12 protein-coding genes are annotated in these 15,782 nt (G+C 47.7%); 2 read left to right on the top strand and 10 right to left on the bottom strand.

Features of this window, described 5'->3' with window-relative positions; translation table 11 throughout:
* Position 1: 1 nt before the first annotated feature.
* The 9 genes from HMPREF2700_RS09530 to carA form a co-directional block, all read right to left on the bottom strand.
* The gene (locus HMPREF2700_RS09530) at positions 2-1,243 is read right to left on the bottom strand and encodes a type II secretion system F family protein (RefSeq protein WP_070591745.1); all 1,242 of its coding nucleotides are present in this window, start codon (positions 1,241-1,243) and stop codon (positions 2-4) included.
* Between the two features lie 79 nt (positions 1,244-1,322).
* Positions 1,323-3,002 (bottom strand): type IV-A pilus assembly ATPase PilB, encoded by a 1,680-nt coding sequence (pilB, locus tag HMPREF2700_RS09525; RefSeq protein ID WP_070591743.1) that lies wholly within the window; start codon positions 3,000-3,002, stop codon positions 1,323-1,325.
* 403 nt (positions 3,003-3,405) lie between these two features.
* Entirely contained in the window at positions 3,406-4,467 is a 1,062-nt protein-coding gene (locus HMPREF2700_RS09520) for a DNA polymerase beta superfamily protein (RefSeq protein WP_070591741.1), read from the bottom strand.
* A gap of 14 nt (positions 4,468-4,481) precedes the next feature.
* Positions 4,482-5,240, bottom strand: a complete 759-nt coding sequence (locus HMPREF2700_RS09515) for a nucleotidyltransferase domain-containing protein (RefSeq protein WP_070591738.1) — start codon at positions 5,238-5,240, stop codon at positions 4,482-4,484.
* Between the two features lie 91 nt (positions 5,241-5,331).
* Positions 5,332-8,547, bottom strand: coding sequence for a carbamoyl-phosphate synthase large subunit (carB, locus tag HMPREF2700_RS09510; protein ID WP_070591737.1), 3,216 nt, complete (start codon positions 8,545-8,547; stop codon positions 5,332-5,334).
* A gap of 23 nt (positions 8,548-8,570) precedes the next feature.
* Positions 8,571-8,816 (bottom strand): hypothetical protein, encoded by a 246-nt coding sequence (locus HMPREF2700_RS09505; RefSeq protein WP_070591736.1) that lies wholly within the window; start codon positions 8,814-8,816, stop codon positions 8,571-8,573.
* Positions 8,817-8,926: 110 nt separating this feature from the next.
* The gene (locus HMPREF2700_RS09500) at positions 8,927-9,304 is read right to left on the bottom strand and encodes a hypothetical protein (RefSeq protein ID WP_210389900.1); all 378 of its coding nucleotides are present in this window, start codon (positions 9,302-9,304) and stop codon (positions 8,927-8,929) included.
* Between the two features lie 341 nt (positions 9,305-9,645).
* The gene (locus HMPREF2700_RS09495; RefSeq protein ID WP_049225703.1) at positions 9,646-9,903 is read right to left on the bottom strand and encodes a SemiSWEET family transporter; all 258 of its coding nucleotides are present in this window, start codon (positions 9,901-9,903) and stop codon (positions 9,646-9,648) included.
* Positions 9,904-10,039: 136 nt separating this feature from the next.
* Complete coding sequence (gene carA, locus HMPREF2700_RS09490; protein WP_070591733.1) at positions 10,040-11,170, bottom strand: glutamine-hydrolyzing carbamoyl-phosphate synthase small subunit; 1,131 nt, start codon at positions 11,168-11,170, stop codon at positions 10,040-10,042.
* Positions 11,171-11,651: 481 nt separating this feature from the next.
* Here carA and pilC point away from each other — a divergent pair, with 481 nt between their 5' ends.
* Positions 11,652-15,125, top strand: coding sequence for a PilC family type IV pilus tip adhesin (gene pilC / locus HMPREF2700_RS09485; protein ID WP_070591731.1), 3,474 nt, complete (start codon positions 11,652-11,654; stop codon positions 15,123-15,125).
* 36 nt (positions 15,126-15,161) lie between these two features.
* On the opposite strand, the gene HMPREF2700_RS11715 is transcribed toward pilC, so the two are convergent.
* Positions 15,162-15,425 carry a hypothetical protein gene (locus HMPREF2700_RS11715; protein WP_141745851.1) on the bottom strand — a complete coding sequence of 88 codons (264 nt, stop codon included), beginning with the start codon at positions 15,423-15,425 and terminating at the stop codon, positions 15,162-15,164.
* Positions 15,426-15,452: 27 nt separating this feature from the next.
* Here HMPREF2700_RS11715 and HMPREF2700_RS11535 point away from each other — a divergent pair.
* A partial coding sequence (locus tag HMPREF2700_RS11535) for a helix-turn-helix domain-containing protein (protein WP_141745850.1) occupies positions 15,453-15,782 on the top strand: 330 nt, incomplete at its 3' end.

The following is a 15,782-nucleotide window of genomic DNA, read 5'->3' as shown; positions in this document are numbered from 1 at the left end:
ATCAACCTACGACATTACCCAAGTTAAACAGCGGCAGATACATGGCAATCAGCAAGATACCGATGAGCGAACCCAATACCACCATGATGATAGGCTCCATCAAGTGAGACAATCGGGAGACGGAGTTGTCCACTTCATCTTCGTAGAATTCAGCGGCTTTGTTCAGCATATCGTCCAAAGAGCCTGACTCTTCGCCGATGGCCGCCATTTGGATCACCATATTGGGGAACATATCAGTACTTTGCATACTGGATGTCAGCGACAGGCCTTGGGTTACCTTGGCTCTGATGTCTTGAGTAGCTTCTTCATAGAGAATATTGCCGGATGCGCCTGCAACTGAATCTAATACTTCCACCAAAGGAACGCCGGCTGCGAAGAGGGTAGAGGTCGTACGCGCCCAACGGGCGATGGTCGCTTTTCGGACGATGGCGCCAAAAACAGGCAGTCGCAAAATCAGAGCATCGATTCGTTTTTGGAAGGTAGGCGATTTTTCATGGAGTTTGTACAGGCCGAAAGCGGAAACAATCAAAAGGATGATCATAATCCAGCCGTAGTCGACGAATAAATCAGACAAGTTCATGACAAGTTGGGTGAGACGTGGCAGCTCTGCACCCATATTGGCATAAACTTCTTTAAAGGCAGGCAGTACAAACATCATCATGATGAAGATAAGCGCAATCGCCACCACGATAATGGCAATCGGGTAGGTCAGTGCGGTTTTAACTTTTTTCTTAATGGCTTGGGTTTTTTCTTTATAGACAGCCAGTTTGTCCAATAAGCTTTCCAGTACGCCGCCGGACTCGCCTGCGCTGACCAGATTGCAATAGAAACGGTCGAAATATTTTGGATATTTGGAGAACGATTTACCCAATGCGCTGCCTTGTTCGACATCGGAGCGAACCTGCATCAGCATTTCGGTCATGCTCGGATTGGAGTGGCCGCGCGCAACGATTTCAAAAGCCTGCATCAGCGGTAAGCCTGCCTTCATCATGGTTGCCAGTTGGCGAGTGAACACTGTAATGTCTTCTTGGGTAATACGGCGTTTGCGTGCGGTTTTGACTTTGCTGATACGCAAAGGGCGAATGCCTCTGCGTTGGAGTTTTTTGCGTGCTTCTTCTTCGTCTTTAGCAACTACTTCACCACGGACAAGACGTTCGGTCTCGGTATTTTTTCCTTCAAATGTAAAACGCTTGCCTTTGCTTCTTGAGCCGAACAGACTTCTTTTTTGCTCTGCTTGAGCCATGAGTTATCCCTTGTTAGTAAGAAATAAAGCGGACTGTTTCCCCGTGCCGCTTTATTTTAATTTTCGAAAATATGGCAGTTTAGTCATTGGTATGGGCAGTTACTTCTTCCAACGAGGTCAGGCCTTGCATGACTTTCATGAGGCCGGCACGACGCAAGTCTACCATGCCTTCCTGATAGGCCATGTTCATGATATCAACTTCCGTACCGTTGTTCATAATGACTTTTTGCATTTCATCGCTGACCGGCATGACTTCATAAATACCGACGCGGCCTTTAAAGCCTTTGCCGCGGCAGCTGTCGCAGCCAACCGGGCGGTAGAGTTTCCAATCTTGAGCCAAGTCCGCATCGGTAAAGCCGGCTTTTTTCAATGCCGGAACCGGCGGGCGTTCAACTTCGCGTTTGCAGTTTGGACACAGTCTGCGCAACAGTCTTTGCGCCATAATCAGGCTGACCGAGCTGGCGATATTAAAAGGCGCTACGCCCATGTTCAAAAGGCGGGACAGCGTGGCAGGTGCATTATTGGTATGCAGGGTCGAGAAAACCATGTGGCCGGTTTGGGCGGCTTTAATGGCGATGTCGGCGGTTTCTAAGTCACGAATCTCACCGACCATAATAATATCAGGATCCTGACGTAAGAAGGACCGGAGTGCGGCGGCAAACGTCAGGCCTTGTTTTTCATTGACGTTGACTTGGTTGATACCCGGCAGGTTAATCTCGGCCGGATCTTCTGCCGTTGAAATATTCACATCTTCCGTGTTCAAAATACTCAGGCAGGTATAGAGCGAAACGGTTTTGCCCGAACCTGTCGGACCGGTAACCAATACCATGCCGTAAGGGCGGTTGATGGCCTCAAGCAGCATTTCTTTTTGGAAAGGCTCTAAGCCGAGCTGGTCGATATTGAGCGATGTACCATCGGAATTTAGGATACGCATCACCACTTTTTCGCCAAACAATGTCGGCAAAGTGCTGACACGGAAGTCAATCGGACGGCCATGTTTATGGAAGGCAATTTGAATTCTGCCGTCTTGCGGAATACGTTTTTCGGAAATATCCAAACGCGCCATCACTTTGATACGCGATGCCAACTGGCCGCGCACGGCGACAGGAGGTTGTACGACTTCGCGCAATTGTCCGTCCACACGGAAACGAACGCGCGCCATTTGTTCGTAGAATTCAAAGTGGATATCCGATGCGCCCGCGTTCAGGGCATCGGATAAGGTTTTGTGGATGAAACGGGGGATAGGGCCGTCTTCAGCTTCTTCATTGTCGATATAAAGCGATTGAGATTGCTGCGTTGCTTCATGTTCGTCGTTGATTTCTTTCAGAATGGTCGTCGAACGTTGACCCAGCCATTCCAGCAATGAGCTGAGCTGGTCGTCGGGAACCACTACCAAGTCGACACTTAAACCTGAAGCAAAAGCGATTTTTTGGAAGTTTTGGATTTGGGTCGGATCGGATACGGCGAAATAAACCTTGCGTCCGCGTTTGAAAATCGGAATGCAACGGTTTTGCACCATTTGCTCTTCCGTCAGAATGTCGCTGACTACATTATTGCGCGGGTAGTAGCGCAAATCCAAAAGGGGATAACTGAATACGCGCGCGACCAACTCTCCCAAAGCTTTAGGGGAGATGATGCCGTCTGAAAACAGTTTGGGCAGGATTTCTTTGCCTGATTGTAAAAGGCTGTTGTAATGTTCCGCTTGTTGATTTGAGATGGTCTGGCTTTGAACCAAAACACGCAATAATCCGACACTCATTTTATTTTCCGTTTCTTGTGCAGTTTTCCCTTTAATTTAGAGGAAAGCCGTATTATTTTATCATTATTATGATTAAAGCATATATTTAATTATGCAAATCTGCTTAAGTGGCAAAGACATGCTTCTGCTTTAATTGTATTTTTATTTCAGACGGCCATTATAAAGCAAGGAGAATAGGCGTTAAACTCGATATTTTTGGATTATGATGAAAAAACAACAATTTTGTCGTATGAATCCAATCAATAACGAAATTATATTTCATGTTGCTATCCCTTGTTTGGAGACGGCAGAAAAGGTTGTTTTGATGGACAGACGGTTGGAATTTGAAATATGAAAAGGCCGTCTGAAAAGCGGAAACACATAATTTCAGACGGCCTCTGTTTTTGATTCTCTTTTGGTTCTCTTATCCGTAAATCTTAGTTCGGATTTCAACAAGTGCATTGATTGCCAAACTGGTGTTTACAGCTTCCGGCAGATCGGACTGGGCGAACAAATTTGCTACTTCGTTAATCAAGGTTTCTGCACGCACCAACAGTTCATCGTAAGGAAAAGAACCACGCTTGATGACCAGCAATTCGTCACGATTAGGACGACGTGGACGGATTTCGCCATAAAGGGCAATATCGCGCGCGGTTTCAAGCAGGCGGAAGGTGTGCATCATATTTTTTGCATCGTAACCTTGGCCGTGCGCCTGCGTGCCTTGATAGCGTGTTTCGTTGCGTTCTGCCAGCCATTGTTGATAAGAGGCATATTCGCGGCAGTAGCTGCTGTATCCATCTTGGTTGAAGGATAGATGGGCAAGCGGTGTTTCTCCTTCTGGAATAGTGCTGAGTGAAAGCGTTGTGGCTTCGGGTTTGGGTGCAATACCGTGGTAGCCCATCGTGCCGTCGGCATCGTAAAACAGCGCATAAAGTTCTCGGGCGTGGGCGATTTTGATTAAGCCTGCACGCCTTTGCTCCATTCCGCGTTGTGCAAGCCAGTACTGTAACGGTACGGTTTGCCTGCCTGCTACGATGTGGCAGAAATCAAGGATGCTTTTCTTTTCAGACGGCATTGGATTGCTGATTTTTTTATTCAATCCCCGTGCTTTTTTGATTTGTCCGTAGGCATAACCTGCAAAACTTTGTTGGCAGGTTTTAGAGATAAACCATTCGGTTTTGAACGCATCCATCAATGGCGAACGGTATCGCACACAGTCGGAAGGGGAAGCCAGCAGCTCCAGCGTGTTCGGATTGCTTTGCAGCAGCAATTCGATAAACCGTCCCAGTTCGTAATACACAATATCGTTGGTTTCATTGCTGATTTGCGGGATGTATTCCATGCCGTAAAACATGGATTTGGGCAGGTAAAACACGCCTTTGATGTCGGTATCGGACTCAGGCGTTGCCAAACCGTAGGCACGGCTGCCGGACACGGCTTCAAGCAGAATCAGGTTTTGCGTGTGCAAGTCTTCGAGGGTCAGCATATTCAGACGGCCTTTTACGGATAAATGGTTGCCAAGGTGGAACGGAATAATTCGTTCAAAGGCCCGCTATCGGCAGGTTCGGCAGTAGGGGCAGACAAGGCGTAAACTTCGTTATATAGGTCAACAGTCAGCTTTTGCAGCTCTGGCGATAATGTGTGCAGATAACTTTCGTTCTGCTCTGCTTTTAATGCAACCAGATCAGTAATTTGGGTAGCACAATCGGTTTGCCATTCGCTCATCAACTCAATCAAAGTCATTGGTGGAATGTCACCTTGTTTTACTGCCCAGCGTGCCGCCAATAAAGGACGTAAGACGTAAAACCATTTCTTCAATTTAATCGGCTGCGCCAAATCCATGGCTTTCAAAGCATTGCCGGCGATACCGCGATAATGGTGCAACAACGCGGCGGCTTGGACGTATTGGGGCGCAAGTTCGTTCAGACGGCTTATGAATGCCTCATCTTGTGTATAAACAATCGGCGAACGCAACCATTCCAGCAATACGGCATTGCTTTTTCTCAACAGGCGCAAAGCCTTGCGGATGTCCCAGCCGCCTACATCAAACCATTGGTTTTCAATAAATTCAAACGTATCTTTTGCTTCATCAATTTGCAGATAATGTTCTTGGGGTCGGATATAAATGGCGCGAACGTCATAATCGCTGTCGGGCGAAGCAAAGCCCCATGCGCGGCTTCCGCTCTCCGCCGCCAGCAGAAAATGCAGTGGTTCGGCAAGTGAAATTTGAGTCAGTTTTTCTTGAATAGTTTGTTTCATTACGTTTTCCTTCTTTTTGCAGAAAGGCCGTCTGAAACTGAGCAATCAGGTTTCAGACGGCCTTTTAACTATTTAAATCCGATAGGATTGATTAGGCTTTGTTTTTCAGACGGCCATGCAATTCCTGTACGCTGTACACGCCCAAGTGTTCGCGGCTTTTTGCGCCTTCGCTCATGGCTTCGCTGCCGGCGATGGTGGTGTATTGCGGTACGCGTTGGGTGAGGGAAGTGCGGCGGATGCTGTGGCTGTCGGTAACGGATTGCACTGTACTGCCGACGGTGTTGACCACCAGTGCGATTTCGCCGTTTTTAATTGCGTCCACGATGTGTGGGCGGCCTTCCTGCACTTTGTTGACCGCTTGCACGATGATGCCATGTTCTTTCAAGTATTCGGCGGTACCGCGTGTGGCGCAGACACCGTAGCCGAGTGCTTGGAAGTTTTGTGCGGTTTTGACGATGAGCGGTTTGTCTTCGTCGCGTACGGCGAGGAACACTTTGCCTGTTGTACTCAAGCGTTCGCCTGCGCCGAGTTGGGCTTTGAAGTAGGCTTCACCGAAGCTTGCGCCTACGCCCATGACTTCGCCGGTAGAGCGCATTTCAGGGCCGAGAATGGTGTCCACACCCGGGAATTTGATAAATGGGAACACGGCTTCTTTAACAGCGTAGAAGTCCGGGATGACTTCTTTTTCTACGCCTTGCTCTTTCAGCGAAATGCCTGCCATCACGCGTGCGCCGACTTTGGCGAGCGGTACGCCGGTGGCTTTGGATACGAACGGTACGGTACGGCTGGCGCGTGGGTTCACTTCCAGTACGAAGACCACGCCGTCTTGTACGGCAAACTGTACGTTCATCAAGCCGACCACGCCCAGTGCATATGCCATGGCTTTGGTTTGACGGCGGATTTCGTCTTGAATTTCTTCGTCCAAAGAGTATGGAGGCAATGAGCAGCCGGAGTCGCCGGAGTGGATACCTGCTTGTTCGACGTGTTGCATGATGCCGCCGATCACGACATCTTGGCCGTCTGAAACGCAGTCTACGTCCACTTCGATGGCGTTGTTCAAGAAGAAGTCGAGCAATACGGGGCTGTCTTCGGAAACTTGTACGGCTTCGCGCATGTATTTTTGCAACTCTTCGGCAGAGTGAACAATCTGCATGGCGCGGCCGCCGAGTACGTAAGAAGGACGGACAACCAACGGATAACCGATTTCTTCGGCTTTAACGAGGGCTTCTTCTTCGTTGTGGGCGATGCGGTTAGGCGGTTGACGCAGGCCTAAGTCGTTCAATACTTTTTGGAAGCGTTCGCGGTCTTCGGCAGCATCGATGCTGTCGGCAGATGTGCCGATGATGTTCACGCCGTTTGCCACCAAAGCATTGGCCAGTTTGAGCGGAGTTTGGCCGCCGTAATGCACAATCACGCCCCATGGGTTTTCGGTGCGGACGATTTCCAATACGTCTTCCAAGGTCAGCGGCTCAAAGTACAGGCGGTCGCTGGTGTCGAAGTCGGTGGATACGGTTTCCGGGTTGCAGTTGACCATGATGGTTTCAAAACCGGATTCGCGCAGGGCGAGTGCGGCATGAACGCAGCAGTAGTCAAATTCGATACCTTGGCCGATACGGTTTGGACCGCCGCCGAGAATCATCACTTTTTTACGGTCGGAAGGACGGGATTCGCATTCTTCTTCGTAAGTAGAGTAGAGGTAGGCGGTTTCGGTGGCAAACTCGGCGGCGCAGGTGTCGACGCGTTTGTAAACCGGGTGCAGGTTCAGCGCGTAGCGGTGTTCGCGGACTTCTTTTTCGCTTACGTTCAACAATTGTGCCAAACGTTTGTCAGAGAAGCCTTTGCGTTTCAGACGGCGTAAAGCGGCGTAATCCAAGTCTTGCAACTGGCCGTCTGAAACCGATTTTTCTTCTTTCACCAAGTCTTCGATTTGCGCTAAGAACCAAGGGTCGATGGCGCAGATTTCGTGGATTTCTTCCAGTGTGAAGCCTGCGCGGAACGCATCGGCTACAAACAGCATACGCTCAGGGCCTGGGTTGGCCAGTTCGCGGCGGATTTCCGCTTTGTCTTCGCTGCGTGGGTTGAAGCCGCACAAGCCGGTTTCCAAACCGCGCAGGGCTTTTTGGAAGCTTTCCTGAATCGTGCGACCCATCGCCATCACTTCGCCCACCGATTTCATCTGCGTGGTCAGGCGGTCGTCTGCGGCAGGGAATTTTTCAAATGCGAAACGCGGGATTTTGGTCACGACATAGTCGATGGAAGGCTCGAACGATGCAGGCGTGCGGCCGCCGGTAATGTCGTTGCGCAACTCGTCCAGCGTAAAGCCGACCGCCAGCTTCGCCGCCACCTTCGCAATCGGGAAGCCCGTTGCTTTGGAAGCCAGAGCGGACGAACGGCTCACGCGTGGGTTCATCTCAATCACAATCATCTCGCCGTTTTCAGGGTTCACCGCAAACTGAACGTTTGAGCCGCCGGTATCCACGCCGATTTCTCGCAACACTGCCAACGAAGCATTACGCATGATTTGGTATTCTTTGTCGGTCAATGTTTGTGCAGGCGCAACAGTGATGGAGTCACCGGTGTGCACACCCATTGGGTCGAAGTTTTCAATCGAGCAGATAATGATGCAGTTGTCGTTTTTATCGCGCACCACTTCCATCTCGTACTCTTTCCAGCCGAGAACGGACTGCTCAATCAGCAATTCATGCGTAGGCGACGCATCAAAACCGCGTTCGCAAATTGCCAAAAATTCGTCTTTATTGTAGGCAATGCCGCCGCCCGAACCACCCATCGTGAAAGAAGGACGAATCAGGGTAGGGAAGCCGACCTGTTCTTGCGCAGCCAAGGCTTCATTCATGGTGTGGCAGACAAAAGATTTCGGGCAAGACAAACCGATTTTTTCCATCGCTTCTTTAAAGCGGCCGCGGTCTTCCGCCTTGTCGATGGCGTCTTCCGTTGCGCCGATTAACTCGACATTGTATTTCGCCAGCACGCCGTTACGCGCCAAATCGAGCGCACAGTTCAGCGCGGTCTGACCGCCCATGGTAGGCAGAATCGCGTCAGGACGCTCTTTGGCGATAATTTTTTCTACCGTCTGCCACATAATCGGCTCGATGTAGGTAACATCGGCCATTTCAGGGTCGGTCATGATGGTGGCGGGGTTGGAATTCACCAGAATGACTTTATAGCCTTCTTCACGCAAGGCTTTGCAGGCCTGTGCACCCGAATAGTCAAATTCGCAGGCCTGACCGATAACGATAGGGCCGGCGCCGATGATAAGGATGGATTTTAGGTCAGTACGTTTGGGCATGATGGGAGCTTTCTCTTAACTGGTTATTTAAGCTGTTTGTTTTCTTTAAGTTGCTGAACAGCATATTCGGTTTGATTGTTATCATTGTTTTTATTGAAATCAGTATTGTTCCTATGGATTTGCACATCAAAGTCAAGTCGTTTTATTTCCAAATCAATTTCTTTTTCAATCAATTTTGTATATGATTGAATAAATTCTTTATTTTCAGGATGTTGTTCAATCATTTTTTCAAGAAAAAGAATTCTGTCATTGTAAAAATTCCAATACATTTTTTTCTCCAACTGCTAAATTAAATAAGGTAGAAAACGTAGATTAGAACTAATCAGCGCTAGAAAGTGTCAGATTTACAAACCAATTTACTCAAACCTTTAAATTAAAATTAGTCTTTTTTCCTGGTAAATTTTGCTTTGAATTTTCCCTCGGTGTCTTTTTCAAACTCAACATTATAATCTTTAAAAAGTGCGATAAGCATACCAATACCCAAAAAAGCAACAGCCGTGATTGTGGCAATTTCTAATCCAGTTAATGTTGCTACCGTAGCTGCCCCAGCAAATCCCCATGCACCTGAAATTCCTCCTGTTGCAGGTGTTGCAACAATACCTGCAAGAGAAGCGATTAAGATACTTAAAGAAATCTTTCCAAGAGTGGTTATTTGTTGCCCTTTTTTCAGATTCTCGGCTAATTCACCTTCAACCTCAAAATTTTGAACTTTATTTTTTATGGCATTTTCTAATTCGTCTTTTGTTTTTATGATCATGAGCATTATTCCTAAAATGCTTAAACATAATTAAGCAAGCCGTAGCCTGCATGTAGCAAGCCGTAGCCTGCATGTAGCAAGCCGTAGCCCGTATGTAGTGTGTGTGCGGTACGCACGCACGCGTTCTCTATTTTCCCTGCAACCCAACCCACCGCGTGCGTGCCTTGCGGCACACACCCTACCGACGGGTTCAAAGGTCGTCTGAAAAAACGCTCGCGGCGTTTGTTCCATTTGCCTTGCGATAAAGGCTGCCTGAAAAATTCCTGCTGTTGATATTTTGGTAACTCTTTTTCAGACGACCTTTTGCGTTTTTATGTTGCACAGGCCGTCTGAAAACTTCCTTAAAAACTAGTGATAAATGTAATCAAACCCAAAATAATGCCTGGGGCGTTTGCCAGTATGATGGGGTAGTCGCGTTTTTCTTTCAAAAAGCCGTAGGCAAACCATAATGTGCAGTTGATGGCGGCGACGAGGGGTTGCAACGGCGAGCCGGGGTTGCCGGCAAGGTTGTTTTGGATTTGCGGGATATAAGAAACGTACATACCGACGCCGGCCAGGGTGGCGGTGACGGAAAGAATGTGCATTTGTTTTTCAGTCATTGGTTTTCCTTTCTGATTAGACGATTGGGTTTTCAGGCTGTACAGATGTTGAGAGGGGGCTGAATTTATATTTTTGAAGTTTGGTTTTCAGACGGCCTGTTGTCGAGTTGAGTGTGGCCGTCTGAAAAAATCAGCTTTATTGTTTTGCTGCTTTGATATTGTCAATGAATTTGTCGAATAGATAGCCGACGTCTTGCGGGCCCGGGCTGGCTTCGGGGTGGCCTTGGAAGCAGAATACAGGTTTGTCTGTCAGTTCGATGCCTTGCAAGGTGTTGTCGAACAAGGATTTGTGGGTAATGCGTGCGTTGGTGGGCAGAGTGTCGGCATCGACGGCGAAACCGTGGTTTTGGCTGGTGATGACGACTTTGCCGCTGTCTAAATCTTGTACAGGGTGGTTGGCACCGTGATGGCTGAAGCGCATTTTCAGGGTTTTCGCACCGATGGCGAGGCTGATGAGCTGGTGTCCCAAGCAGATGCCGAAGATGGGTTTGCCGCTTGCCATCAGTTTTTGCACGGCCTCGATGGCGTAGGTGCAAGGCTCGGGGTCGCCGGGGCCGTTGGAGAGGAACACGCCGTCGGGGTTGAGCGCCAACACATCTTCCGCGCTGGTTTGGGCGGGAACGACGGTCAGGAGGCAGCCGCGCGAGGCGAGCATACGCAGGATGTTGGTTTTCACGCCGAAATCGTAGGCGACGACGTGGAACGGCTGTTCGGCAGGGGTAACGAAACCTTTCCCCAACGCCCATTCGCCTTCGGTCCATTCGTAGGCTTCTTTGCAGGAAACTTCTTTTGCCAAATCTTTGCCGACCATGCTGCCGAACGCGGTGATGAGTTCTTGCGCTTTTTCAACCGTAGCGTCCGCGCCGGTCAAAATCGCGCCGCCTTGTGCGCCTTTTTCACGCAGCAGCGTGGTCAGGCGGCGGGTGTCGATGTCGGCGATGGCGACGGTTTTGTTGCGCACCAAATAGTCGTGCAGGCTTTCGGAAGCGCGGAAGTTGCTGTGCAAGAGCGGCAGGTCGCGGATAATCAAACCGGCGGCGTAAACGCTGCGGCTTTCTTCATCTTCGGCGTTGGTGCCGGTATTGCCGATGTGTGGATAGGTAAGGGTAACGATTTGTTTACAGTAGGAAGGGTCGGTCAGGATTTCCTGATAGCCGGTCATGGAAGTGTTGAACACGACTTCGCCGGAAGTCGAACCTTCGTAACCGATTGATGTGCCGTGAAATACGCTGCCGTCAGCGAGAACGAGAAGAGCCGGAGTGGTCATGATGGAATCCTGTTTGCCTGATGATGGTCGGTTCGAAAAAAATAGGTCAGGCCGTCTGAAAAATAAAAATTGTTTACAAAAAAGACAGCCCTCGGAAATCTCGGCTAAAAAAAAACACGCTCCGCAGCTTTGATTTTGCTGTGTAACGTGCTTTTTCAGACATAGCGGTCTATGCCGTAGAAGCAGTGTATTTTAAGTCAAAGTAATAGGAATTTCAAGCGTAGAGCCAATAATCGATAATTTAAAAACGTTTTATCTTTACGGTACAGCCCCTTACTTTTGGAATGCTTGATGAATAAGGTTGAACTAAATATTCAGTCAGGCCGTCTGAAAACTGAGCAGGCAGATTGTTTCATTTTTGCTGTATTTGAAATGCGCACTTAGGGAAATTCAGCCGAGTCAAACATGAAACAGGCTGTTTATGCTAAAATCGTAGTCTATAAAAAATAAAAACAACGTCATTTTTAACTGAGATTATCCGATGAAAAAAGAACACATTATGCAAAACGCTCCATCAGGCCGCCATCGCCTCATTCATGCAAGCGTCGCTTCCGCTTTAGCGCTCATCAGCATTGCCGCTCAGGCAAATACGCAGCAATTTGCCCAAACTCCTTTTTACCTGCAAAACAAAACCGACGTCAGCGGCCAACCCAAAGTCAAACACAATATTATGTTTTTGATTGATGACTCGGGCAGTATGTTGGCTGATGCTAAGGGTGATTATCATGTCCGTGATGAGAATAAAAAAATCAATATTGCAAAATCGGCATTAAAGCAGGTTTTAGCGCAATATAAAGATCAGTTCAACTGGGGCTTGCAGACTTTGCACAATAATCCTCGGTATTGGAAATGGGATGAGAAAAAAAGGCAAGAGAATAATGCTATTTACGCATATACAGAACTGCCTAGACCCGATGATACCAAAGGTGATATGAAGGATTCTGAAGGCTTTACGGATGGTTCTGCCGGTCGAAACTGGGAATATGTCAGTAAAAAAGTAGATGAAATGCTGGCTTATCAAGGTACGCCGACAACGCGCCGTTATTATGAAGTTGTCAAAAATTTCGTTATCCCAAATATTAAATACCGTTGTCAAAAATCTTATGTTGTCGTGATGTCGGATGGTGATGCCAATATGAGTTGTAGCAATCAGGATGCCGGTGAGGATCCTCGCTTATCGCGCAATACCAGCTTCAACTACGATCGAGATTATTACTATTCAAACTACTACCGCGCCATCGAACATAGCGCGGATACGCCTGCATACCAATATTTCGAGCCGTCCGCAGCGAAGGCTTATGACGATAAATATGGAAAAGGTGAATTTTTCAACGATGGCCATGGCTTTAGTGGATACTTTGACCTGCCACTTTATCAATATGATGCCCATATCCCGGAGCATGAAAAAAAAGTGATGTGCCAATATACCGATTATAAATTCGGGTATAGCGATTATTATCGTAGGCGAATGTGGATAGGTAGTGGCGAAATCATTGTTCCTATTTGGGATAGAAACTATGGTAATGAGAAACGCGGTATGCGTTTCTTTAGTCAGACTTTGGCAGAAAAAGACATCAAAACAGAAAAAGATGGCAAAGATGCTGCCGGCAAGAGCTGGGATGGTGATCCAAGCGATCCTAAGGGCGTAGATTATAGCAAGCAATTGGTTCAGACTTTTACCGTGGGCTTTGGTGAGGGAATCTCTGAAGTCGGGATGGAGTATCTGCAAAAAGGCGCTAGCCGTCCTGACTGGTATTTCAATGCCTCAAAACCTGAAAAGTTGCTCGATGCTTTCAAGACCATTGTCGACAATATTGAAAATGACAGCAAGAATACGAAATTTGAAGGAGCATCTTCAACTGCACCAGCAACGACCAGTGCAGGTATTCCCAATATGGCGGCAACGGTTCATTTAAATACCGGCTCTTGGAGCAGTCAGTTGCGGTTTTATAAATTAAACCGCGATGGTACGCCTATCAATACGACTGAGTTTGTTCAGCCATCATTTAATAACCGTCTTACTTTGGTTAATGATGGCAGTAAGACCTATTTCATCGATAGAGTTGCAGATAATGAGGCTTCAAATGCCGATTTTGGCATTTCAGACGGCAGTGCGAAAGATAAGTTGGAATGGAAAAATGCATTGCTGAAATGGACTGGCCGAGCAGGTAGTGATGAGGCCATTAAAGCGGATGCAGAGACAAAAGGTTATAGTCAGTCTTATCGAATTCGTCCCACTGATCCAGCTGACGCAAGTAAAGATGAACGTAATTTGGGCGATATTTTAGACGGTTCGGTTGCGGCTATTGGCAATAAGCGCGACAACCGTCAAGAGTTTTTGGTCGCCGCTGCCAATGACGGCATGGTACATATTTTCCGCAATGGTACGCCTAGCAATCCTTATGACTTGAAACTCAGCTATATTCCAGCAGGCATGGAGCGCGAGGACGATAAAGGTCAAGCGACAACTTTGGGTAAAGTTCTGAAAGATATTGCACGCGATGGTTACGGCTCCGGCACGCCACACCGCTATATGGTCAATGGTGGCTTTGTTCTCCGTCAAACGCCTGATAAGCAAACCTTTATGTTTGGTGCGATGGGTCAGGGTGGACGCGGTGCGTATGCGTTGAATATTGGTGCAGTGGCTAACAGTGATCATAGTGGTTGGGATAAGACCGTACCTTTGTTTGAAACAGAAAAAGGCTCTGGCAATAAGCTCGGTTATACCATTGGTTCGACACAAATCGGCCGTGTTTCCATCAAGCGCGATACTACTCCGGTTAATTTGGAATCTAATGTGCGTTATGCGGGTTTCTTGGCCAGTGGTTATCGTACTGAAGATGTGAACAGTGCCGACAATGAAACGGCTTTGTATATCTATGATATGACAGGTAAAGAAGCGGGTACGCAAGACACCGGTAAAAATGTTTCTAGTGCCGGTAATCTCTTGGTCAAAATTTCTGTACCGAATGGCAAAGGTGGCCTCTCTACCCCCACTTTGGTGGATACCGATTTTGACGGTATTGTCGATATTGCTTATGCCGGCGACCGTTACGGTAATATGTTCCGCTTCGACTTGAGCGCTAAAAAGCCGTCTGAATGGTCGGCGCAAATGATTTTCCAAGGCTCGGGTAATCAACCAATTACGTCTGCGCCTGCGGTATCACGCCGCAGTAAAGATAAGTATGTCGTTATTTTTGGTACGGGTAGCGAGATTTATCAGAATGAATTGAATAATACCAACGGTCAAATCAATGCCGTTTACGGTATTTACGACGATGTGTCTACTGATGAATCTAAAAAAGCGGTTTTGGCAAACAGCAGTGAGTTGGAACAGCAAACCAGAGAAAGTGACGGCGAAAACATTTATGTCAGCAACAATAAGGTTGGCGAAGGCAAAAAAGGCTGGAGTCTGACTTTAGATCCGAATGAACGTGTGACTGTCAAACCAACGATGATTTTGCGTACAGCCGTTGTAACCATCCGCAAGTATGAAAGCAAAACAATTCATACTGATTCTTCCAGTACCGATGTTTGTTTGCCGGACAGTACATCCACACAAACGACAGCGAAAACGATTATTTTGGGCGTAAATGCTGAAAATGGCGGCCGTTTGGGCTTGCGTGATGCGCGTATCTCCAGCAAGGACCGTAAGTTTATCAAACGTGAAAATAATGGTCAGATTTATTACGCCAACGGTATGACTTTTGATGGCGTTATCAACTTTACTTATATGAATTCCAGCAAAGCTGACGATTCTCCGGTCACTGCCGATGGCGATAGCGGCGGTACGGGTACGGATAAGGAGCTGAATGCTACGCCGAGCGTGCCAAACAATAAATGTTTTGCAACCAAAGGCGATCGCAGTCTCTTGTCCAATCAATTGGACAGTCTGGAAGTTCAAGGCCGTACATGCGGACTCAAACGCATCAGCTGGCGTGAATTGTTCTTTTAATCTGTAAGGCTTAAGTATCGAGGCCGTTTGAATTTTTCAGACGGCCTTTTCTGTTGAGTAGTAGTAATTCAAAGATGTTGGATTGGTGGATAGAAAAGCTTGTTTGAGGGCAAAACAAGGTTTGATCAAATTGAAATCTTGGACAGAGCTAAACGACAGATTTGGACTATTTTTTTTTAATTTTCTACTATTTAGCTGAGAAGTTAAAAGGCCGTCTGAAAGATTAAATTTCAGACGGTGGCGGATTCGGATTTGAAGTGCAACTTTCCCTAACAGAAAAAGGCCAGTATGCGGTAGCATACGGCCTTTCCTGCAAGAAAGATTGCCATGAGCTACACACAACTGACCCAAGACGAACGATACCACATCCAATACCTATCCCGCCACTGCACCCTTACCGAAATCGCCAAACAGCTTAACCGCCACAAAAGCACTATCAGCCGAGAAATCAAGCGGCACTGCTTACAAGGGCAACAATACAGTGCCGAAAAAGCCCAGCGGCAAAGCCAGACTATCAAACAGCGTAAGCGACAACTCTATAAGCTCGATTCGCAGCTGATTCAACACATAGACACCCTTATCCGCCGCAAACTTAGTCCCGAACAAGTATGCGCCTACCTGCACAAACACCACCAAATCACGCTCCACCATAGCACC

It is taken from the genome of Neisseria sp. HMSC068C04 (assembly GCF_001810105.1).
GTDB classification, from domain to species: Bacteria; Pseudomonadota; Gammaproteobacteria; order Burkholderiales; family Neisseriaceae; genus Neisseria; species Neisseria flavescens_B.
Note: the sequence above shows the minus strand (reverse complement) of the source record. Positions and strands in the feature narration are given on the sequence as shown.